We start from the raw sequence: 17,492 nt of genomic DNA, 5'->3' as shown, positions 1-17,492 counted from the left end.
GAACTCCGGGCCCCTCCCGGCAGGTCAGGCCGCGTCGGACGGCGACCCCGTCGTCCTGGCGGCCGCCTTGGGCCGGGGGGCGGGCTCGGATGCCAGGGGCTCGCCCGCGGTCGCTCCGCCGTCCGCCGGGCCGGCCGTCGCCGTGGCGACAGCCGCGGTGCCGCCCGTTGCCGGGCGGTCCCCCGCGGCGAGGCCGTCGGGGACGACCAGCTTCGCGTCGTCCTGCGGCGGCGCCGCGACCGCCCGCCACCAGAGCCGCAGCGCGGGCGGGGAGGCCGGCTCGAACGACTTGCCCGGCCGGGGCACGGCCAGGTGCGCGCCGAACGCCTGGGCGGCGGCGACCACCCGCTCGGCGGGCTCCTCCCACGGGTGCGGGGCCAGGTTGAAGGTGCACCAGTGGATCGGCAGCAGCAGTTCGCCGCCGAGGTCGAGGTGGGCCTGGACACCCTCCTCGGGGGTCATGTGGACCTCGGGCCAGAAATCGCTGTACGCGCCGACCTGCATCATGGTGGCGTCGAACGGGCCGAGCCGGCGGCCGATCTCGGCGAAGCCGGGGAAGTAGCCGGTGTCGCCGCTGTGGAAGACCCGCTGCCCGCCACCGGCCACCACCCAGGACGCCCAGAGGAAGAGCGCGCTGGTGCGCGGGCCGCGGCTGCAGTAGTGCCGCGCCGGGGTGGCGGTCAGGGTGAGCCCGGCGACCTCGGCCGACTCCCACCAGTCCAGTTCGACGAGCTGCTCGGCGGGTACGCCCCAGTGCTCCAGGTGGGCGCCGACGCCGAGCGGGACGGCGAAGACCGCGCCGGTGCCGACGAGGGCGCGGATGGTGGCCATGTCGAGGTGGTCGTAGTGGTCGTGGGAGACCACCACCACGTCGACCGCCCCGAGCTCGGAGAGCGGGAGCGGCACCGGGTGGAGCCGCTTGGGGCCGGTCCAGCCGAAGGGGGAGCAGCGCTCGCCCCAGACCGGGTCGAACAGCACCCGGCGGCCGGCGATCTCGGCCAGCACGGTGGCGTGGCCGAGCCAGGTGAGCCGTAGGCCGGAGACGGGGGGCGTGGCGAGGTCGGCCGGGAGCAGGCGGTGCAGCGGCACGGCGGCCGTGGGCGCCCGCCGGGCCTTGTCGGAGGCCAGCTGGGCGCGGGTGATCTCCAGCGGGGTGTGCTCGTAGACGAGGCGGCGGGTGGGCAGCGGGTTGCGGAAGGCGCCGTCGGCGAACTGCGGCGAGCGGTGGATCCGGGACAGCCGCTCGCCCCGGGGCTCGGCGCCGAAGGCGTCCGTGCGGACCCGGTGCCAGGCCGCGCGGGGCAGTCCGGCGAGGGTCGGCGGGCTGGAGAACTGCGAGGTCAGACCGGCTACGCGGGAGTACCAGGGGACGGGGCGGGGCACGGCACCTCCAGGGACGGTTACGGCTACCGGCATGCCGGGGCGCGTACCCACGGCGGCAGGGCCATTGCGGTACGACAACCATCTCGTCGGAGGTTACTCGCAGTGGGTCGCCCGGACCCGGCGAGCGGCCCCGGGCGTGCCGTTCGGCGTACAGGACGGGGGTGTGGCAGGACTGTGCGGCGGATCCGTCCGCGGGCAGGACGGGGCAGGACGGGGCAGGACGACGGGACGGGGCAGGACAGGGTGGAAACGGGCAGAACGGGCGGACCTGGGCAGGCCAGGACGGCCCAGCGCCGGACGGAACAGGGCAGGACTGTGCGGCTCGGGTGCCGCGGGGCCCGCTACGCGTAGAAGCGGGTGATCGTCTCCGCGACGCAGTGCGGCTTGCTGCTCTCCGCGCTGGTGATGGTGAACCGGACCACGGCCTGGACGCCACCGGGCACCTCGGTGGCCGAGACGAGCTCGGCGGTGGCCCGGATCGCCGTGCCGACCGGCACCGGTGCGGGGAAGCGGACCTTCTCCGAGCCGTAGTTCAGCGCCATCCGCACGCCCTCGACGCCGTAGCACTCCTTGGCCAGCACCGGGATCATCGACAGCGTGAGGTAGCCGTGCGCGATGGTCGAGCCGAACTGGCTCTCCTTGGCCCGCTCCGGGTCGACGTGGATCCACTGGTGGTCGCCGGTGGCCTCGGCGAACAGGTCGATCTGCTCCTGCGAGACGGTGTGCCACCGGCTGGTGCCCAGCTCGGTGCCGACGGCCGCGGTGAGGTCGGCGAGGGAGGCGAAGGTCGTCACGGAACGCTCCTGGTGGGCAGGTGGGGGTGCGGACTCCGGCAGAGTATGCCTACTCGCCGGTCACCTGTCAGGGGTCCGGCCGGAAAACGATCAGGGTCGGGAAGGCGAACCGGGGCCCGCGAGGGGCGGCCCGGAGCGGGCGGCCCGGCGGAGGCCGGAGCCGGGGGCGCTCAGGAGCGCTGCACCGTCCGTCCGACGGGTGCCAGCAGGCGGCCGCTGACCAGCTCCGGCACCAGGGCGATGAACAGCGGGTCCGAGCCGCCCACCCAGGGTCGCAGCCCCGAGCGCAGGGCCTGCCGCACCTGCTCGGGCTCGCGCACCACGTCCGCCCGGCCGTGCACCAGCACGCTCCAGCCGGTCCGGGTGGCCGGGTCCAGCAGGTCGGCCTGGAAGGCGACGACGGTGCCGTCGAGCCCGCGCGCGGTGGTGCTGTCCCGGCGTACGGCCAGCAGCAGGCGACTGTCCGGAGCGACCGCGAAGGAGACCGGCAGGACGGCCGGCAGCGCGTGCTCGGTGTACACCACGCGCCCGACGGGCACGGTGCTGAGCAGTCGCAGGCATTCGGCCTCGCTCAGGGTCTGTACACGGTCTTCACGGTCCATGTCTCCGATCGTCCTCCCGCCGGAGTGCGGGCCGATAGGGCCCATGGTCCCGGAGCGGCGGGCCGGGAGCCCCGCCTCCGGGCCCGCGGGGCGGTAGCTTGTCCGGCGGTGGTGCGGAACGTGCCGGGGGCACGGGCGGGTGCGCCGCCGGACGGACGGACGGGCGCGGCACGACGGGCGCCGCGGCAGGACACGACGCGGTACGACCAGCACCGCGTACGGCAGGACGGGACGCGCGGCCGGACGGAGCGCGCGACGGTGCGGTGGGCGGCCCCGGGCAGCGAGGGGTCGGCGAGGAGGGGGCGGTGCGCGTGGTGAGCGGAATCGATCTGGTGGTGATCGGGGCGGACGGCGGGCCGGACCGCGGCTTCGGCGGTTCGGCGAACGCGGCGGCCGGGGCCCGGCTGTTCGCCGACGTGCTCCCCGGCATGTGCTTCGACGCCGGCTCGGCGGGCTGCCGGGTCGACGTGCTGGAGCCGGGAGCGGACGCCAACACCATGCTCACCGCGGTGCGCGAGGCGGCCGCCCGGCCCGGCCGCTGGCTGCTGGTCTGCCTGGTGGGCCAGCTGGTCGCCGATCCGCGCGGCCGGCGCCTGGCGCTGGTCACCGGCGGTTCCACCGCCGACAACGCCTACCGGCGCGGGCTGGCCTGGGACTGGGTGGTCAGCGCGATGGTCCACGGCGACCAGGAGGAGGCGCTGCTCCTGGTCGACGCCGTCGCCGACCGGGACACCTGGGCCGCGCTCGAACGCGGTGGCGGCGAGGACGGCGCGGGCGAGCTGCTCAGCTACCCGCGGGTGCCGCTCTGGGGCAGGGTCGGCCGCTACACCGCCGGTAGACGCGGGCGGGACGCCGTCCTGCCCGGGGGCGAAGGATCCTTCAGCCACGCCCTCACCACCGTGCTCCAGCAGGGCGTCGCCGGTGCGCCCGCCGCGGTCTCCCCGCTCGACCTCCAGCCGGCCGTCGCCGGGCTGATCGACGGCGGTGATCCCGGCTCCGGGGCCGCCCCGGGAGGAGGTGCGCCGGGCGCGCGCCTGCTCGTACCGCCGCAGGGCGGGCGCCTGTTGATGCGGAATCGGGCCGCCGTTCGGGGCGCATTGGCCGGATTGTCGCTTTCCGAAGAACTGTTGGCCGTTCTGTGGCGGGAAAGTGCCCCGACGGATCCGCCTTCCGCGTAAGGTCAGGGCCCCGGGGTGTTGCCGTGAAGGGGTGGGTTGGCGAAGAATCGATGCCCTCGCAGCAACACCGGCGGGACGGCGGAATTCTTCTGGCGACCACGGACCACGGACGGGGTCGGTCGCGATGAGGTGGGGCGATGCGGCGGCGCGGAAATGTGTTGCGCCCTGGGGCGGTTGGGGTCGCTGGGGCGGTTCTGGCGATCCTGCTGAGCTCCTGCGCGGCCGGTGGTGACGCCGGTTCCGTCGATCGTCTCGGGACGAGTGCGCCCACTGTTGCGGGAGTGAACCCGGTAACTCCTTCGGGTGGTTCCGCAAACGTCCGGATCGCGCCGACCGACGGTCCCGAGGGGGCCCAGGCCCGGCTGGCCCTGAGCACCTATCAGGACTGGTGGCAGGCCCAGGTCGAGGAGTTCGGGAGCACCGATTCGGACGGTTCCCGGCTGCAGACGTACTCCTCCGGGACGGCGCTGCGCGACTCCCTCGTCAATCTCCGTCAACTGCGTGACGCCAAACTGGTGATGATCGGAAGTCCGAGGAATTCCCCGGTGGTGAAGACCGTCGACCTGGCGTCGGATCCGCAGACCGCCGTGATCGAGGACTGCCTCGACGTGACGGGCTGGCACCAGGCCGATGCCACCACCCACGCGGTAAAGGATCCACAACAGCGGCTGACGCGGTACCTCGCGACCGTTTCCCTGCGGAGGTTCCAAACGCGTTGGCTGATCAACGAGTTCAAGCGGGAGGTGGACCGATCGTGCTGAAACCCGAACGGCGAATCGTGATCCGCGCGCTGTTGTTCGCCGGATTACTGATGGCCCCGGCGGCGCCCGCGATGGCGGAGGAACCACCCATCGGCGGGGAGGTCACCCACTGCGCGGTGAACGTCATCTGCGAGGGCACCAAGACACCGGGGTCCACGCCGACCCCGGGCGGTGGCAACGGCGGGACGGGCGGCGGGGGTTCCGGCGGTCCGCAGCTCTGCCGCTGGAACGGCGAGGACTGGCCCTGCCACGATCCGGAGCTGGGCTGGTTCAGCAGCGGGACCGGCTGCTACTACCGGACGGTCTCCCCGCAGCCCGCGGCCGACGACCCGGTCTGGGCCGGGCACAAGCCCACCGAGGGCACGGTCTACGCCGAGACCTGCCGCTTCACCGACGGCAGCATGGGCACGACGGTGCCGAAGTTCTTCGCCCAGGCGCCCGCCCAGCCGCCGTTCGACCCGGCGGCGGAGGCGGACAAGATCATGCGCGAGCAGATCGCCCTGCCGTTCCCCGAGCCGGGCACGGCGCCCAAGGGCACGGCCGTGGTCGGCGTACCGGTCTGGCTCTGGCTCGCCAACGCCAAGGCGCCGGCGCCGAGGTCGGTCGGCAACGGCACCGTGACCGTCACGGTCACCCCCCGGCTGGACTCCGTGGTCTGGGACCTCGGGGACGGGACGACGGAGACCTGCGCCAAGGAGGGCGCGGCCGGCACCCCGTACGACCCGAAGTACGGCGCCGCCAAGTCCCCCACCTGCGGCCACCTGTTCACCACCGGCTCGGCCACCAAGGCCGGCGGCACCTTCGCCGGGACGGTCACGGCCAACTGGGTGGGCGAGGTGACCGTCACCCCCGGCAACCTGAACGTCGCCCCGATCAAGGTGCCGCTCTCCGCCGACCTCGCCGTACGGGTGGCCGAGGTGCAGGTCCTCAACTGAGGCCGGCGACCGCGCAGCAGCACAGCAACGTGTCCGAACGACGTGGGAGAGGCCGGAGCCCGGTGGAGAACCGTACAGACAGCGACGGCGGGGGTGACCGTGGTGGTGCCTGAGCAGGGCGCGGCCACGCCGCACGCCCCGGGGCGCGCGCTCCGGGCACGGCGGCGGCGGCCGGCGGTGCTGGCCATGGCGGTGGCGCTGATAGCCGCCGGCGGGCTGGGCGGCGCGGTGCTCTACAACAGCACCGGACAGCGGGTCGCCGTGCTGGCGCTCGCCCATGACGTGCCGTACGGGCAGGTGCTGACCGATGCGGACCTGGTGGTGGCCCGGATCGCCAGCGACCCGGTGCTCAAGCCGGTGGCGGCCACGGACCGCAAGGACGCGATCGGGATGCGGGCCACCACCGACCTCAAGCGCGGCGCACTGCTGCTGAAGGCGGACGTCGCCCAGGCGCTGAGCGTGCAGCCGGGCCAGCTGATCGTGGGCGTCTCGGCCAAGCGCACCCAGCTGCCGGCGACCAGGCTCCAGCCCGGCCTGCCGATCGTCGTGGTCTACACGCCGGACACCGGCCGGCCGGACTCGCTGACCGCGGTGGTCATCGCGGTCAGCCGGGTGGACACCGACGGCAGCCAGGTGGTGGACGTCGCGGTCCCAGCGGCGGACGCCCCCCGGCTGGCCTCCTGGGTGGCCAGCGGGCGGATCCAGGTGGTGCTCGCGCCCCGCGGGGCGGCCGCCGGCGCGGCCCCGGGGACCCCCGCGCCCTCGGGGGCACCCGCCGCGCCCTCGGGGACGGCCGGCCCGTCCGGTGCGGCGAGCGGTGCCGCGACCGGCGCCGCGAGCGCGACCGCGTCCACCGGGGCGGGTGGGGCCTGAGATGGCGGTGATCGCGGTGGTCGGCGGCCCCGGGGCACCGGGGGCCACCACGACGGCGCTGGCACTGCTGCTCGCCTGGCCGTTGCAGCCCGGGCGCCGGATCCTGCTGGTCGAGTGCGATCCGGACGGCGGCGCGGTGCTGGCCGGCGCGCTGGAGGGCCGGGTCGAGGCCGTGTACGGGCTGCGCAACCTGGCCGTCGCGGACCGTCGCGGACTGCTCGCCCAGGCGCTCTGGGAACAGCTGATCGACCTCTCGCCCGAGGGGAACGCCGAGCGGCTGCTGCTGCCCGGCCTGACCGACCCGACCCAGGCGCCCGGGCTCGCCTACACCTGGGAACCGCTGATGGAGGTGCTGCACGGCCTGGAGCCGCAGGGCTACGACGTGATCCTGGACCTCGGCCGCTCCGGTGCGACCGGGACCAGCGCCGTCCTCGCCCGCCGGGCCGACGTCGTCGCGGTCACCGTGCGTACCACCCTGCGCGGGCTGAGCGCGGTCCGCCCGCGGTTGTCCGGGCTCGCCGAGGACCTCGCCACGGCCGGGACCGGGGCGGACGCGCTGGGCCTGCTGCTGGTCGCCGAGGGGCCGTACTCGGGCGTGGAGGTCTCGCGCGAGTTCGGGCTGCCGGTGCTGGGGCTGCTGCCGCACGCGGCGCGCACGGCCCGGGTGCTGTCGGACGGCGGGGACGTCACCGACCGCCGGTTCATCCGCTCGGAGCTGATGCGGACGGCCCGCTCGGCGGCGGACGAGGTGCAGCTGCTGGTGCGCCGCCGCCGGCAGCGGCTGGCCCCCACGGCCGCGCCCGCACCCGCCCGGCTCGCCGCCGCGCCCGAGGCCGACGCCCAGGCGCAGCCGCTCGCCTACGCCCCGCCGCCGGTGCCGGCGCCCCAGCCGTACGGCCAGGTGCCGCCGCCGGTGCCGCCGGTGATCACCACCGGCCCGGTGGCGCCGCTGGCCGGGCTGGCCCCGCAGCCGGCCGCGCCCGCGCCCTTCCCGGCGCACGTCCAGCCGCAGCAGCCGGGGACGTCGGCGGGCCCGTCGTCCGCGGGGCCCTCCGCCGGGCCGGGGTACGGGCAGGAGCCCTCCGCCGCGCCGCAGTACGGCCGGGGGTCCGCGCCGCAGTACGGCCAGGTGCACGGGCCGCAGTACGCCCAGGGGCTCTCGCCGGAGTACGGCCGCGTCCAGCCGGAGCCGTACCGGCAGGGGCCGCCGTCGTACGGGCAGGGCCCGCAGCCGTCGCCGCCCGGCCACGGGGAGGTGCTCCGTGCGCGGTAGCCCCCTGAACCAGCACCCGGCGCAGGCCGACCCGGCCGCGCTGCCCTGGGCGACGCCCCAGCCGGCCGCCCAGCCCTTCGTCCAGCCGGGCCCCGTCGCTCCGGGCCCCGTCGCGCCCGGCCCCGTCGCGCCCGCGGCCGCCCCGTACGGCGGCTCCGCGACCCCCACCGCCGTCCCGTCCCAGCTGCCCTCGCTCGACCGGCGCGGCGCCGGCACCCGGCCCGCCGTCGACCCCCAGGTGGCGCGCGAGCTCAAGCGCCAGGTCGCGGCCGAACTGCACCAGCAGATCACCCGGCTGACCGCCGCCTCCGGCACCGAGCCGGACCGCGCCACCCGCCGTCAGCGCGGCCGGGCGCTGATCGAGGAGGCCGTCGCCCGCTGGTCCGACGCCTACGCGCAGACCCACGGCATCCCGCCCACCCGCGAGCAGGACCGCGCGCTCGCCGAGGCCGTCTTCGACCTGCTCTTCCGGGCCGGCCGGCTCCAGCCCTACCTGGACGACCCGGAGATCGAGAACATCCTGATCAACGGCTGCGACGACGTCTGGGTCTCCCGGGTTCACCAACCCCTGCGCCAGGTCCCGCCGGTGGCCGACACCGACGCCGAGCTGGTCGAGCTGCTCCAGGACCTCGCCCGCCAGCACGGTGGCGGCGAGCGGAGCCTCTCCACCGCCAGCCCGACCCTCGCGCTGCGGCTGGAGGGCGGCATGCGTCTCCAAGCCCTCACCGAGGTGACCCCCCGGCCCTACGTGGCGATCCGCCGCCACCGGGTGGCCTCGGCGACCCTCCCCGAGATGGTCCGGCTCGGGACCCTCGACTCCACCCTGGCCGCGTTCCTGGCCTCGGCGATCAAGGCCCGGAAGAACGTGCACCGGCACCCAGGGCGTCGGCAAGACCAGCCTGCTGCGCGCGATGGCCGCCGAGATCCCGCCGGACGAGCGGATCGGCACCCTGGAGTCGGAGTTCGAGCTCTGGCTGCACACCCTCGGCCACCTGCGCCAGGTCGTCCCGATGGAGGCCCGGGAGGGCAACGGCGAGCGCGTCGAGGGCCGGATGGCCGGCGAGCTGACGATCGGTGACCTCATCCCGGCCGCGCTGCGGATGACGCTGTCGCGGATCATCGTCGGCGAGGTCCGCTCCGGCGAGGTCGTCCCGATGCTGCGCGTCATGACCAACGGCGAGGGCGGCTCGATGTGCACCCTGCACGCCCGGGGGCCGCACATGGTGGTCGACCGCATCGCCGAACTCTGCCTGGAGTACGGCTCGCACATGACCGACGCCCTCGCCTACCGGCTCACCGCCAACGCCGTGGACCTCATCGTGCACGTGTCGATGGTCGACGAGACGGCCGTCGGCGGCCGGCGCCACCGCTTCGTCTCGCACGTCCTGGAGGTGACCGGCCTCGGCGAGAGCGGCCGGCCCGCCCTGAACACCGTGTTCGGCCCGCGCCCGGAACTGGGCGAGCCGCGCGCCGTCCCGCACACCCCCCCGAACTGCCTGGACGACCTGCGCCGGGCCGGCTTCGACGCCGCGCTGCTCGGCTCCCGGTACGGGAGCTGGGCCGAGCCCCTCCAGCTGCGGATCGGCGGTGGCGCCCGGTGATGCTGCTCCTCGTCCTCTGCGGCCTGCTGGTCGCACTCGGCCTGGTCGCCCTCGTGGCCTGGGCCCGCGGCAGCGAGCCCGTCGAGGAGGACACCGAGGCCGACGGGCCCGGCCCGCTGGCCGGCCGCGCCCACGTGTTCTGGTACGGCGCCCCCGGCACCGCCCCCGCCCGGGTGGTGCGGCTGCGCCGGATCCAGCTGCCGTTGGCGCTGGCCGGCGCGCCGCTCGGCTGGCTGTTCACCGGCATCCCGCTGACCGCGCTGCTGGTGCCGTTGGCCGTCTTCGGGCTGCCCTGGCTGTTCGACACCACCCGCCCGGACACCCACCGGATCGAGCGGCTGGAGGCGCTCTCCGAGTGGACCCAGCGGATCGCCGACGTGCTGCTGCTCGGCGTCGGCCTCAACCAGGCCATCGTCACCAGCCGCCGGACCGCCCCCGCCGCGATCGAGGACGAGGTCGGCGAGCTGGCCGCCCGGTTGCAGGCCCGCTGGCAGCCGGAGGAGGCGCTGCGCTCCTTCGCCGACAGCCTCGCCGACGCCACCGCCGACAAGGTGCTCGCCGCGCTGCTGCTGCGCTCCGGGGACAGCGGCCCCGGCCTGGCCCGGGCGCTCTCGGACATGGCCGACTCGGTCCGCGAGGAGGTCCGCCAGCGCCGCACCATCGAGGCCGACCGGGCCAAGCACCGGACCACCATCCGCTGGCTGGTCGGCATCATCGTGCTGGTCGTGGTGCTCGGCTCGTTCAACACCGAGTACACCAGGCCCTACGGCACCGTGCTGGGCCAGGTCGTGCTCGCGGTGGTCGCCGCGCTCTTCGTGGCGATCATCGCCTGGATGCGCGCGCTGGCCTCGCACCCGCCGGTGCCGCGGCTGCTGGAGGCCGACCGCCGCAGCCGGACCGGCCGCAGCCGGACCGGCCGCAGCCGGTCCGGCCGGCGCGCGGACGCGGGCCCCGGCGAGGGCGGCTCCGCCGGAGAGCAGGAACTTCTCGGGGAGGCCCGATGATCTCGCCCTGGTCGGTGCTGGCCGGCGCGGTCGCGGCCGGCGGCGTCGCCCTGCTGATCTCCGAACTCCGGCCCGCCCCGCCCGACCTGAGCCAGGCACTGGACCGGCTGCACCGCACGCCCGCCGACCGGACGCCCCACCCGGACGAGCGGCCGCGCTGGTTCGACCGGATCGGCGAGCAGTCGATCGGCCTGCGCGGCGTGCGCATCCCGTACCGGGAGCTGTCGCTGATCGGCCGCACCCCGGCCCGGTTCATGGCGCACAAGCTGCTGTTCGCCGTGATCGGCCTCGTCCTGCCGGCCTACCTGGCGGCGATGGCACTGCTGCTGGACATGGGCCTGCCGGTCGCGATGCCGCTGGTGGTCGGGCCGCTGCTGGCCGGGCTGTTCTGGTTCGTCCCGGACGCCATCGTGCGCGGCGAGGCCAAGGAGGCGCGCACCGAGTACCTGCACGGCATCGCCGCCTACCTGGAACTGGTCGCGCTGGAGCGGGCCGCCGACCTCGGTCCCGCCGAGGCGCTGCGCCGTGCCGCCTCCGTCGGGCGCGGCCCGGTCTTCCGCCGGATCCGGGACGCCCTGGACCGCGCCGCCACCGACCGGCTGCCGCCCTGGGCGGGCCTGGACGCACTGGCCGCCGAGCTCGGGCTGACCCCGTTGCAGGACGTCGCCGACATCATGCGGCTCTCCGGCACGGACGGCGCCGCCGTCTACGACACCCTGCGAGCCCGGGCCAAGGGCCTGCGCGGCGAACTGCTCGCCGAGGACCTGGCCCGGGCCAACGCCGACAGCGAGCGGATGGTCGCGCCCGGGGCCGCCCTGACCCTGCTGATGACCGTCCTGATCATCTTCCCCGCGCTCCACCAGATGCTCGGCTGAGCAGGTCACGCGGGACCTGCCACACCGACCGAGCGGCTGACACCACCCCAACCCCGGGAGTCCCCGATGTCCGACCAGTTGAAGGCCCTGGCAGGCCGGTTGATCCGGCCCACGCTGCTGCCCGTCCAGTTCGCGCTGCTGCTCTTCCAGTTCCGGGTCGGCCGGGTCAGGGCCGCCCGGGCGCGCGGCGACCGCGGTGCGATCAGCATTGAACTCGCCCTCGCCGTCATCGCGTTGGTCTTCGTCGCCGGAGCCGTCGCGGTGGCGCTGTACGCGCTGAAGGACAAGGTCGTGAAGAAGGTCGAGCAGGACCCGAACCTCCCCGGCGCGGGTGCCGGCGCGGCCACGTGAGGCACCGGCCCCGTCGCCGTGACGACCGCGGATCGGTGAGCCTGAGCCTGGCCATCGTCTTCCCGGTCCTCCTGGTGCTGATCCTGCTCGTCGTCCAGGCGTCGATGTGGTGGTACTACCGCCAGGTCGCGCTCACCGCCGCCCGCGAGGGCGTGGACGCCGGACGCGTGCAGGGGAACCGGAGCGACGGGGCCAAGGACGAGGCGGCGACCAGGCAGGCCGAGGACTTCCTCGGCCGGCAGGGCGTCCGGGAGTACCGGGTGACGAAGGACGGCAGCACACCGGAGCTGATCCGGGTGACGGTGGAGCTGACCGCCCCCTCCGTCGTCCCGTTCCTCAAGCCGACCGTCACCCAGTACGCGGAGGCGCCGCGCGAGCGGTTCCTGCCGCCGAAGGCGGTGCCGTGAGGCGGGCGGCCGGGTTCCCCGGGTGGGGGCGGCGGTTCGCGGCGTGGCGGACCGCCCGGTCGGGGCGCGGGCGCGACGGCGGCGGCGTGGCGATCGAGGCGGCGGTCGTCGCCCCGGGCGTCGTCGCGCTGATCCTGGTCGCCGTCGCCGCCGGCCGGGTGCAGACCGCGGCCGGCACGGTGGAGGCGGCGGCCCGCTCGGCCGCCCGGACGGCGTCGCTGGTGCGCAGCGCCGCCGGGATGGACGAACTGGTCGAGCGGACCGCCCGGGCCACCCTCCAGCAGCAGGGCGTCGACTGCCGCACGAGCAAGGTCACCTGGAAGCCGGGGCAGCTGGAGAGCCGGGGCGTCGTGATGGCCACCGTCGAGGTGACCGTGGTGTGCGAGGTGGGTCTGAGCGACCTGGTGCCGGGGCCCGGCATGCCCGGGACGAAGACGCTCACCGGCAGCTTCACCTCGGTGGTCGACCGCTACCGGGGCGGGTGAGACGGCCGGTGCGGACGAGGTTCCCGGGCGGGGATTGGGGACGCCCCGGGCGGGGGAGACGCAAGCGGAGGGCTCCCGGGGGCGGCAGGTGCGAGGCGGAGCGGTTCCGGCGGGGACCGGTGGGGAGACGAACGTGCGGGAGGGGAGCGTGATGGCGCGCGGACCCCGGGGGGAACGGCGGGGCCGCGGTGTCCGGGAGTGGACGCGCGGTCGGTCGGACCGGGGTGCGATGGCCATCTTCGTGGCGATCTGCGCGGCCTTCCTGGTCCTGGTCATCGCCCTCGTCGTGGACGCCGGCGGCCGGCTGCGCGTTGCCGAACGCACCGACGCCTACGCCCAGGAGGCCGCCCGGGTCGGCGGCCAGCAGCTCGACGAGGCCGGTGTGCTCAGCGGCGAGGGCTACCGGGTCAAGCAGCAGTACGTCGAGGACGCCGCCAACAGCTACCTCGCCCTCTATCACCTCAAGGCGGCGGGCGTGTCGTTCTCGCCGGACGGAAAGGCCGTCACCGTCACCGTGGAGGCCGACTACAAGCCGGCCCTGCTGGGCGAGCTCGGCAAGCAGAAGGTCACGGGCAAGGGGACTGCCACCCTCGTCCACGGAGTCGAGAAAGCGGAGACCGACTGATGGTCGCGCCACGTGCCAAGGACCAAGCCCGCGCCGGACGTTCGGCCCGCGGCGGGCCCGCCGACCCGGGGCCCGGCCGGCGCCCGGCGGCGCTGCCGTCGCGCCGTGGCGGCCGGGGCGGGGCCCTGCTCACCGCCGTCGCGGCGCTGCTCACGCTGTGCGCGTTGCTGGCCGGCGTGCCCGCGCTGCTGCTGTACGGTACCCAGGCCGTCGCCGCGATGGGCGACGTCGCGCCGGACGGCATCGGGCAGGCGCTGACCAGCCCCGACGACGGGCGGCTCTTCCTCTGGCTGCTGGTCGTGGTCGGCTGGCTGGGCTGGCTCTGCTTCGCCCTCTCCGTCCTGCTGGAGATCCCGGCCCAGCTGCGCGGGCGGATCGCCCGGCGGATCCCGGCGTTCGGCTGGAGCCAGCGGCTGGCCGCCGGCCTGGTCGGCTCGGTGATCGCGCTGCTGCCGGTGGCCGGATCGTCCTTCGCCGCCACCCCCGAGCGTGCCCAGGCCTTCTCCGCCCCGGCCCAGTTGACGATCGGCGCGCAGCGGGCCGCACTGCCCGCGGCCCAGGCCGCGCCCGCGCTCGCGCCCGCCGCCGACCAGCACCCCACGTACACCGTCCGGGACTCCCGGCCAGCGGACAGCCTCTGGTCCATCGCCGAGCGCCAACTCGGTTCGGGAGAGCGGTGGGTGGAGATCGCGAAGCTCAACGACGGGCGGGTGATGGACGGTTCGGGCACCCGGTTCGACGCCGACCGGCCGATCCAGCCGGGGTGGGAGCTGGTGATGCCGGGTGATGCCAAGGCGGATGCGTCGCCTGCTCCTGCTCCTGCTCCTGCGCCGGCTCCCGGGCCCGCTCCCGCGCCGAGTGCGCCGCAGACGGGGGTCGACGGTGGCGCCGCGGCCGGGCACGGCACGGTGACGGTGGCGGCCGGGGACAGCCTGTCGGCCATCGCCCAGCGGGAGTTGGGGGATGCCGAGGCCTGGCCGAAGCTGTTCGAGGCGAACAAGGGCGTCCAGGCGCCGGACGGGGAGCGGCTGACCGACCCGGACATGGTGGTACCGGGGATGGTGCTGGCGGTGCCGGGCGCTGCCGCACCCGCCCCGGCACCCGCACCCGCACCCGCGCCTGCCCCGGCACCTCCGGCTCCTCCGGCCCCTGCGACGCCGGCCCCGGCCACCCCGGCGCCTGCCACCCAGGCCCCGGCCCCGGCGCACACGCCCGCGCCCACCCCGCCGACCACCCACGCCCCGGCCCCCGCCGCGCACACCGAGGCGGCCCCCAGCGACGACTACACCGTCGCGCTCGCCGCCTCCACCGTCGGCGTGCTGCTCGCCGCCATGATGATCGGCACCGTCGCCCACAAGCGCGGCACCCAGCTCCGCGCCCGCCGTCCCCGCCACCGCATCGCCCTGCCGGCCGCGCCCGCCGCCGCCTTCGAGGCCGAGCTGAAGGCCCGCCAGGACGACCGCGGCCTCGACCTGCTCGACCGCGCCCTGCGCACCATGGCCCGCAACACCGTCCGGGGCGGCAAGCGCCTGCCCGTCATCGTCGCCGCCCGGGTCACCCCCGGCGGCACCGTCGAACTGCACCTCTCCGGCCCGGCCGCCCCGATCGCGCCGTTCCGCGCCGCCCACGCCCCCAACGTCTGGTGGTGCGCGGCCGACTCCGCCGACCTGCTCTCGCCCGCCCAGGCCCGCAAGTCCGCCGCGCCCTATCCGGCCCTGGTCACCCTCGGCACCGGCCCGGACGGTTCGGTGGTCCTCGCCGACCTGGAGACCGTCCGTCTGCTCCACCTCTCCGGGCACCCCGACGACGCCCGCGACGTGCTGCGCACCCTGGCTGTCGAGCTCGCCCACAGCCCGCTCGCCGACCGTCTCCACCTGCACCTGGTCGACCTCGCCGAGGAGCTGCCGATCAGCGGTCCGGCCGCCGAACGGATCCACCGTCACCCCACCCTGGAGGCGGCGCTCACCGCCCTCGGCCCGCGCACGGCCAAGGCCCGCGCCACCCTGGTCGCCGCGGAGGCCGCCAGCCCCCGGGACGCGCGCAGCCGCGGCCAGGCCGACGAGTCCTGGATCCCGGAGATCGTGCTCTGCGCCCACCAGCCGGGCGGCGACATCCCCGCCGAACTCGGCCGCCTGCTCGACGCCCGCCCGCGGACCTGCGTCGCCGTGATCACCCGCGCGCCCGAGCGCGGCACCGGCCCGGTCGCCCGCTGGACCCTGCCCAGCACCGGCCAGGCCACCATCCCCGGCCTGCACCTCACCCTGGAGCTCCAGCGCCTCACCGGCGGGCAGTACGAGCAGGTCGCCGAACTGCTCCGGGCCGCCGACGACACCACCCAGTACCCCGCCCCGGCCTGGACCCTCGACGGTCCCGGCATCGACCTCGAACCGGCGGAACTCCCGGCCCCCGTCCCGGTCCTGGCGGCGGTCGGGGCCGGTCCGGGCGAGCGCGACGGCGGCGGCCCCGGCGCGGCCGGCCCGCGTCTGCTCGCCCGGGTCATCGGCACCGGCGTCAGCCCGTTCGCGGGCACCGACCCGGCTGCGCCCGCCGCCGGAACAGCCGGTGCAGCCGGTTCCGCCGGTGCCGCGGCCGGCCCGGGTGCTTCGGGCGCCTCGGGGAGCCCGGGCGGTCCGGGCGGCCCGGGTGCGCGCTTCCTGGCCAACGGCCTGGGGCTGCATGCAGGTTCGGGCACCGGAGCCGGTGCGGGAGCGGAGCCGGGAACGGGAGGCGAGGGGGAGGAGGACCTGGACGAGACCACCCAGAACCTCCGGCTCCCGTCCGGGGCCGACGTGGTCGTCCCGGTGCAGCCCGTCCGGCCCGTGCAGCCCGCCGAGCCCTCGCCCGAGCCCTTGCCCGAGCCCGCTCCGGAACCCGCCCCCGGGCGCGCTGCGTCGCCGGTCCCCGAGCCGGTGCCGACGCACGACCCCGCACCCGCGCCCACCGGCGTCGACCCGCGCACACCCGCCCGCCCGCAGCCGGCCCCCGAGCCGTCACCGCAGCAGGACGGCGGCCCCGCCGCGCCGTCGGCCCGCACCGCCCCCGGCCGCAGTGACAGCGACGACCTGCTCGCCATCCTCCGCTCCCCGGAAGCCCACGCCACCCGCAACGCCCCCCGGATCAGGCTGCTCGGCCCGGTCGACGTCGCCGGCGCCGCCGGCACCGCCGAACCGGCCGTCCTGCCCCGGCTCACCGAACTCGCCGCCTACCTCGCCCTGCGACCCGGCGCCGACCACAACGCCCTCGACCACGACCTCCACCCCGGCGCCGCCCACCTCGACCCGCACCCCACCGCCGCCGACGCCAAGAGCCCGCTGCCGGGCAAACTCGCCGACCTGGCGGCCTGGTTCGGCAGCTCGGCCGAGGGCCGGGCCTTCCTGCCCACCGACACCCCCGACGGCTACACCTTCGCCCCGACCGTCACCTGCGACTGGGACGAGTTCCGCAGCCTCTACCGCCGCGGCATGCGCAGCACCAGCGCCACCGCCGACGCGGCCCTCGCCCACGCCCTCGCCCTCGTCCGAGGCGCCCCGTTCGCCGAGGCCCCGCCCGCCGCCTACGGCTGGGCCGAGGCCGAACGGCAGGACATGATCGCCGCGATCGTCGACACCGCCCACGAACTCGCCGCCCGCCGCCTCCAGTACGGCGACCACCGCAGCGCCGAGGCCGCCGTCTTCCGCGGCCTCGCCGTCGCCCCGGACGTCGAACTCCTGCACCGTGACCTCTTCTACGCCTACGCCTCGGCCGGCGCCCGCGACCAACTCGTCCGCGCCGTCAACCGCCTCGACGCCCTCAGCCGCCGCACCGGCCGCAACCTCGACGCCGACACCGTCGCCCTGCTCCGCGACCTCCTGTCGGGAGCGTGACGCCTCTCCAGTCGTCGGTGTGCGGTGCACCGGCGGCCCGGGCCGTCACGGCTGCCTCCTGCTCCGTTCGGCGGGCGCGTCGCGGCCCGAGCCGCCCGAGCCGCCCGAGCCGTCCGGGCCGTCCGGGTCGTCGGCCGCACCGCGCACACCCGGCCGCCGTACCGGGTCGAGTACGCACTGACCGGCCTCGGCCGCTCACTGCACACGGCCCTGCTCGGCCTCGGCGCCTGGGCGGACGAGCACCGTGGGCAACTGGCCCGGCAGGAAGACCCGTTGGCCCCTCGCCGACCGGCGTCGGCGGACGGCGCCGGCGGGGCGGACACCGCCTGACGCGGTGCCGGGCGGGGACGGCCGACGGTGCCGGGGCCACCGGCCGACGGGCGGCGCGGAGCGCGCGCGACGCCGGCCGGGCCTTGATCACCGCCCCGGCCTGGCTCGGGCGTGCCGGGATCTCGTAGGGTGGCGCAGACGGACGTGGTGGT

The 17,492-nt window shown here is 76.1% G+C and carries 17 protein-coding genes; 14 read left to right on the top strand and 3 right to left on the bottom strand.

Annotated features, from left to right (window positions below; genetic code table 11):
• Positions 1-24: 24 nt before the first annotated feature.
• The 3 genes from C2142_RS07785 to C2142_RS07775 form a co-directional block, all read right to left on the bottom strand.
• Positions 25-1,305: an MBL fold metallo-hydrolase gene (locus C2142_RS07785; protein WP_241003138.1), complete on the bottom strand. Its 1,281-nt coding sequence runs from the start codon at positions 1,303-1,305 to the stop codon at positions 25-27.
• A gap of 419 nt (positions 1,306-1,724) precedes the next feature.
• A complete protein-coding gene (locus C2142_RS07780; RefSeq protein ID WP_148641704.1) occupies positions 1,725-2,177 on the bottom strand; it encodes a MaoC family dehydratase in 453 nt (150 codons plus the stop codon).
• 170 nt (positions 2,178-2,347) lie between these two features.
• Positions 2,348-2,779 carry a pyridoxamine 5'-phosphate oxidase family protein gene (locus tag C2142_RS07775; RefSeq protein ID WP_148641703.1) on the bottom strand — a complete coding sequence of 144 codons (432 nt, stop codon included), beginning with the start codon at positions 2,777-2,779 and terminating at the stop codon, positions 2,348-2,350.
• 314 nt (positions 2,780-3,093) lie between these two features.
• Here C2142_RS07775 and C2142_RS07770 point away from each other — a divergent pair, with 314 nt between their 5' ends.
• From C2142_RS07770 to C2142_RS07705, 14 genes are all read left to right on the top strand, one after another.
• Positions 3,094-3,957, top strand: a complete 864-nt coding sequence (locus C2142_RS07770) for a hypothetical protein (RefSeq protein ID WP_148641702.1) — start codon at positions 3,094-3,096, stop codon at positions 3,955-3,957.
• Positions 3,958-4,238: 281 nt separating this feature from the next.
• Complete coding sequence (locus C2142_RS07765) at positions 4,239-4,718, top strand: hypothetical protein (RefSeq protein ID WP_208693216.1); 480 nt, start codon at positions 4,239-4,241, stop codon at positions 4,716-4,718.
• Positions 4,712-5,653 (top strand): hypothetical protein, encoded by a 942-nt coding sequence (locus C2142_RS07760; protein ID WP_148641700.1) that lies wholly within the window; start codon positions 4,712-4,714, stop codon positions 5,651-5,653. The genes C2142_RS07765 and C2142_RS07760 overlap by 7 nt, the downstream gene beginning before the upstream one ends.
• A gap of 102 nt (positions 5,654-5,755) precedes the next feature.
• Positions 5,756-6,526: an SAF domain-containing protein gene (locus tag C2142_RS07755; RefSeq protein WP_148641699.1), complete on the top strand. Its 771-nt coding sequence runs from the start codon at positions 5,756-5,758 to the stop codon at positions 6,524-6,526.
• 1 nt (position 6,527) lies between these two features.
• Positions 6,528-7,799, top strand: coding sequence for a hypothetical protein (locus C2142_RS07750; protein WP_194235760.1), 1,272 nt, complete (start codon positions 6,528-6,530; stop codon positions 7,797-7,799).
• A gap of 911 nt (positions 7,800-8,710) precedes the next feature.
• Positions 8,711-9,400, top strand: a complete 690-nt coding sequence (locus tag C2142_RS41955; RefSeq protein WP_346766367.1) for a CpaF/VirB11 family protein — start codon at positions 8,711-8,713, stop codon at positions 9,398-9,400.
• Entirely contained in the window at positions 9,400-10,404 is a 1,005-nt protein-coding gene (locus C2142_RS07740) for a type II secretion system F family protein (RefSeq protein WP_241002440.1), read from the top strand. Before C2142_RS41955 ends, C2142_RS07740 begins: the two co-directional genes overlap by 1 nt.
• A complete protein-coding gene (locus tag C2142_RS07735) occupies positions 10,401-11,279 on the top strand; it encodes a type II secretion system F family protein (protein ID WP_148642265.1) in 879 nt (292 codons plus the stop codon). Before C2142_RS07740 ends, C2142_RS07735 begins: the two co-directional genes overlap by 4 nt.
• A gap of 66 nt (positions 11,280-11,345) precedes the next feature.
• Positions 11,346-11,630, top strand: coding sequence for a hypothetical protein (locus C2142_RS07730; RefSeq protein WP_148641698.1), 285 nt, complete (start codon positions 11,346-11,348; stop codon positions 11,628-11,630).
• A 35-nt stretch (positions 11,631-11,665) separates the two neighbouring features.
• Positions 11,666-12,037: a TadE/TadG family type IV pilus assembly protein gene (locus tag C2142_RS07725; RefSeq protein WP_241002439.1), complete on the top strand. Its 372-nt coding sequence runs from the start codon at positions 11,666-11,668 to the stop codon at positions 12,035-12,037.
• An 86-nt stretch (positions 12,038-12,123) separates the two neighbouring features.
• Positions 12,124-12,522: a pilus assembly protein gene (locus C2142_RS07720; protein ID WP_148641697.1), complete on the top strand. Its 399-nt coding sequence runs from the start codon at positions 12,124-12,126 to the stop codon at positions 12,520-12,522.
• Between the two features lie 229 nt (positions 12,523-12,751).
• A complete protein-coding gene (locus C2142_RS07715) occupies positions 12,752-13,147 on the top strand; it encodes a hypothetical protein (RefSeq protein ID WP_148641696.1) in 396 nt (131 codons plus the stop codon).
• Entirely contained in the window at positions 13,147-17,010 is a 3,864-nt protein-coding gene (locus C2142_RS41465) for a LysM peptidoglycan-binding domain-containing protein (protein ID WP_148641695.1), read from the top strand. Before C2142_RS07715 ends, C2142_RS41465 begins: the two co-directional genes overlap by 1 nt.
• Positions 17,011-17,034: 24 nt before the next feature.
• Positions 17,035-17,340, top strand: coding sequence for a winged helix-turn-helix transcriptional regulator (locus C2142_RS07705; RefSeq protein ID WP_148641694.1), 306 nt, complete (start codon positions 17,035-17,037; stop codon positions 17,338-17,340).
• Positions 17,341-17,492: the final 152 nt, after the last annotated feature.

The sequence above is a fragment of the Streptomyces sp. CB01881 genome, assembly GCF_002953255.1.
Classification (GTDB): Bacteria; Actinomycetota; Actinomycetes; order Streptomycetales; family Streptomycetaceae; genus Kitasatospora.
The sequence above is the reverse complement of the archived record's forward strand: the minus strand, read 5'-3'. Positions and strand labels throughout refer to the sequence as shown.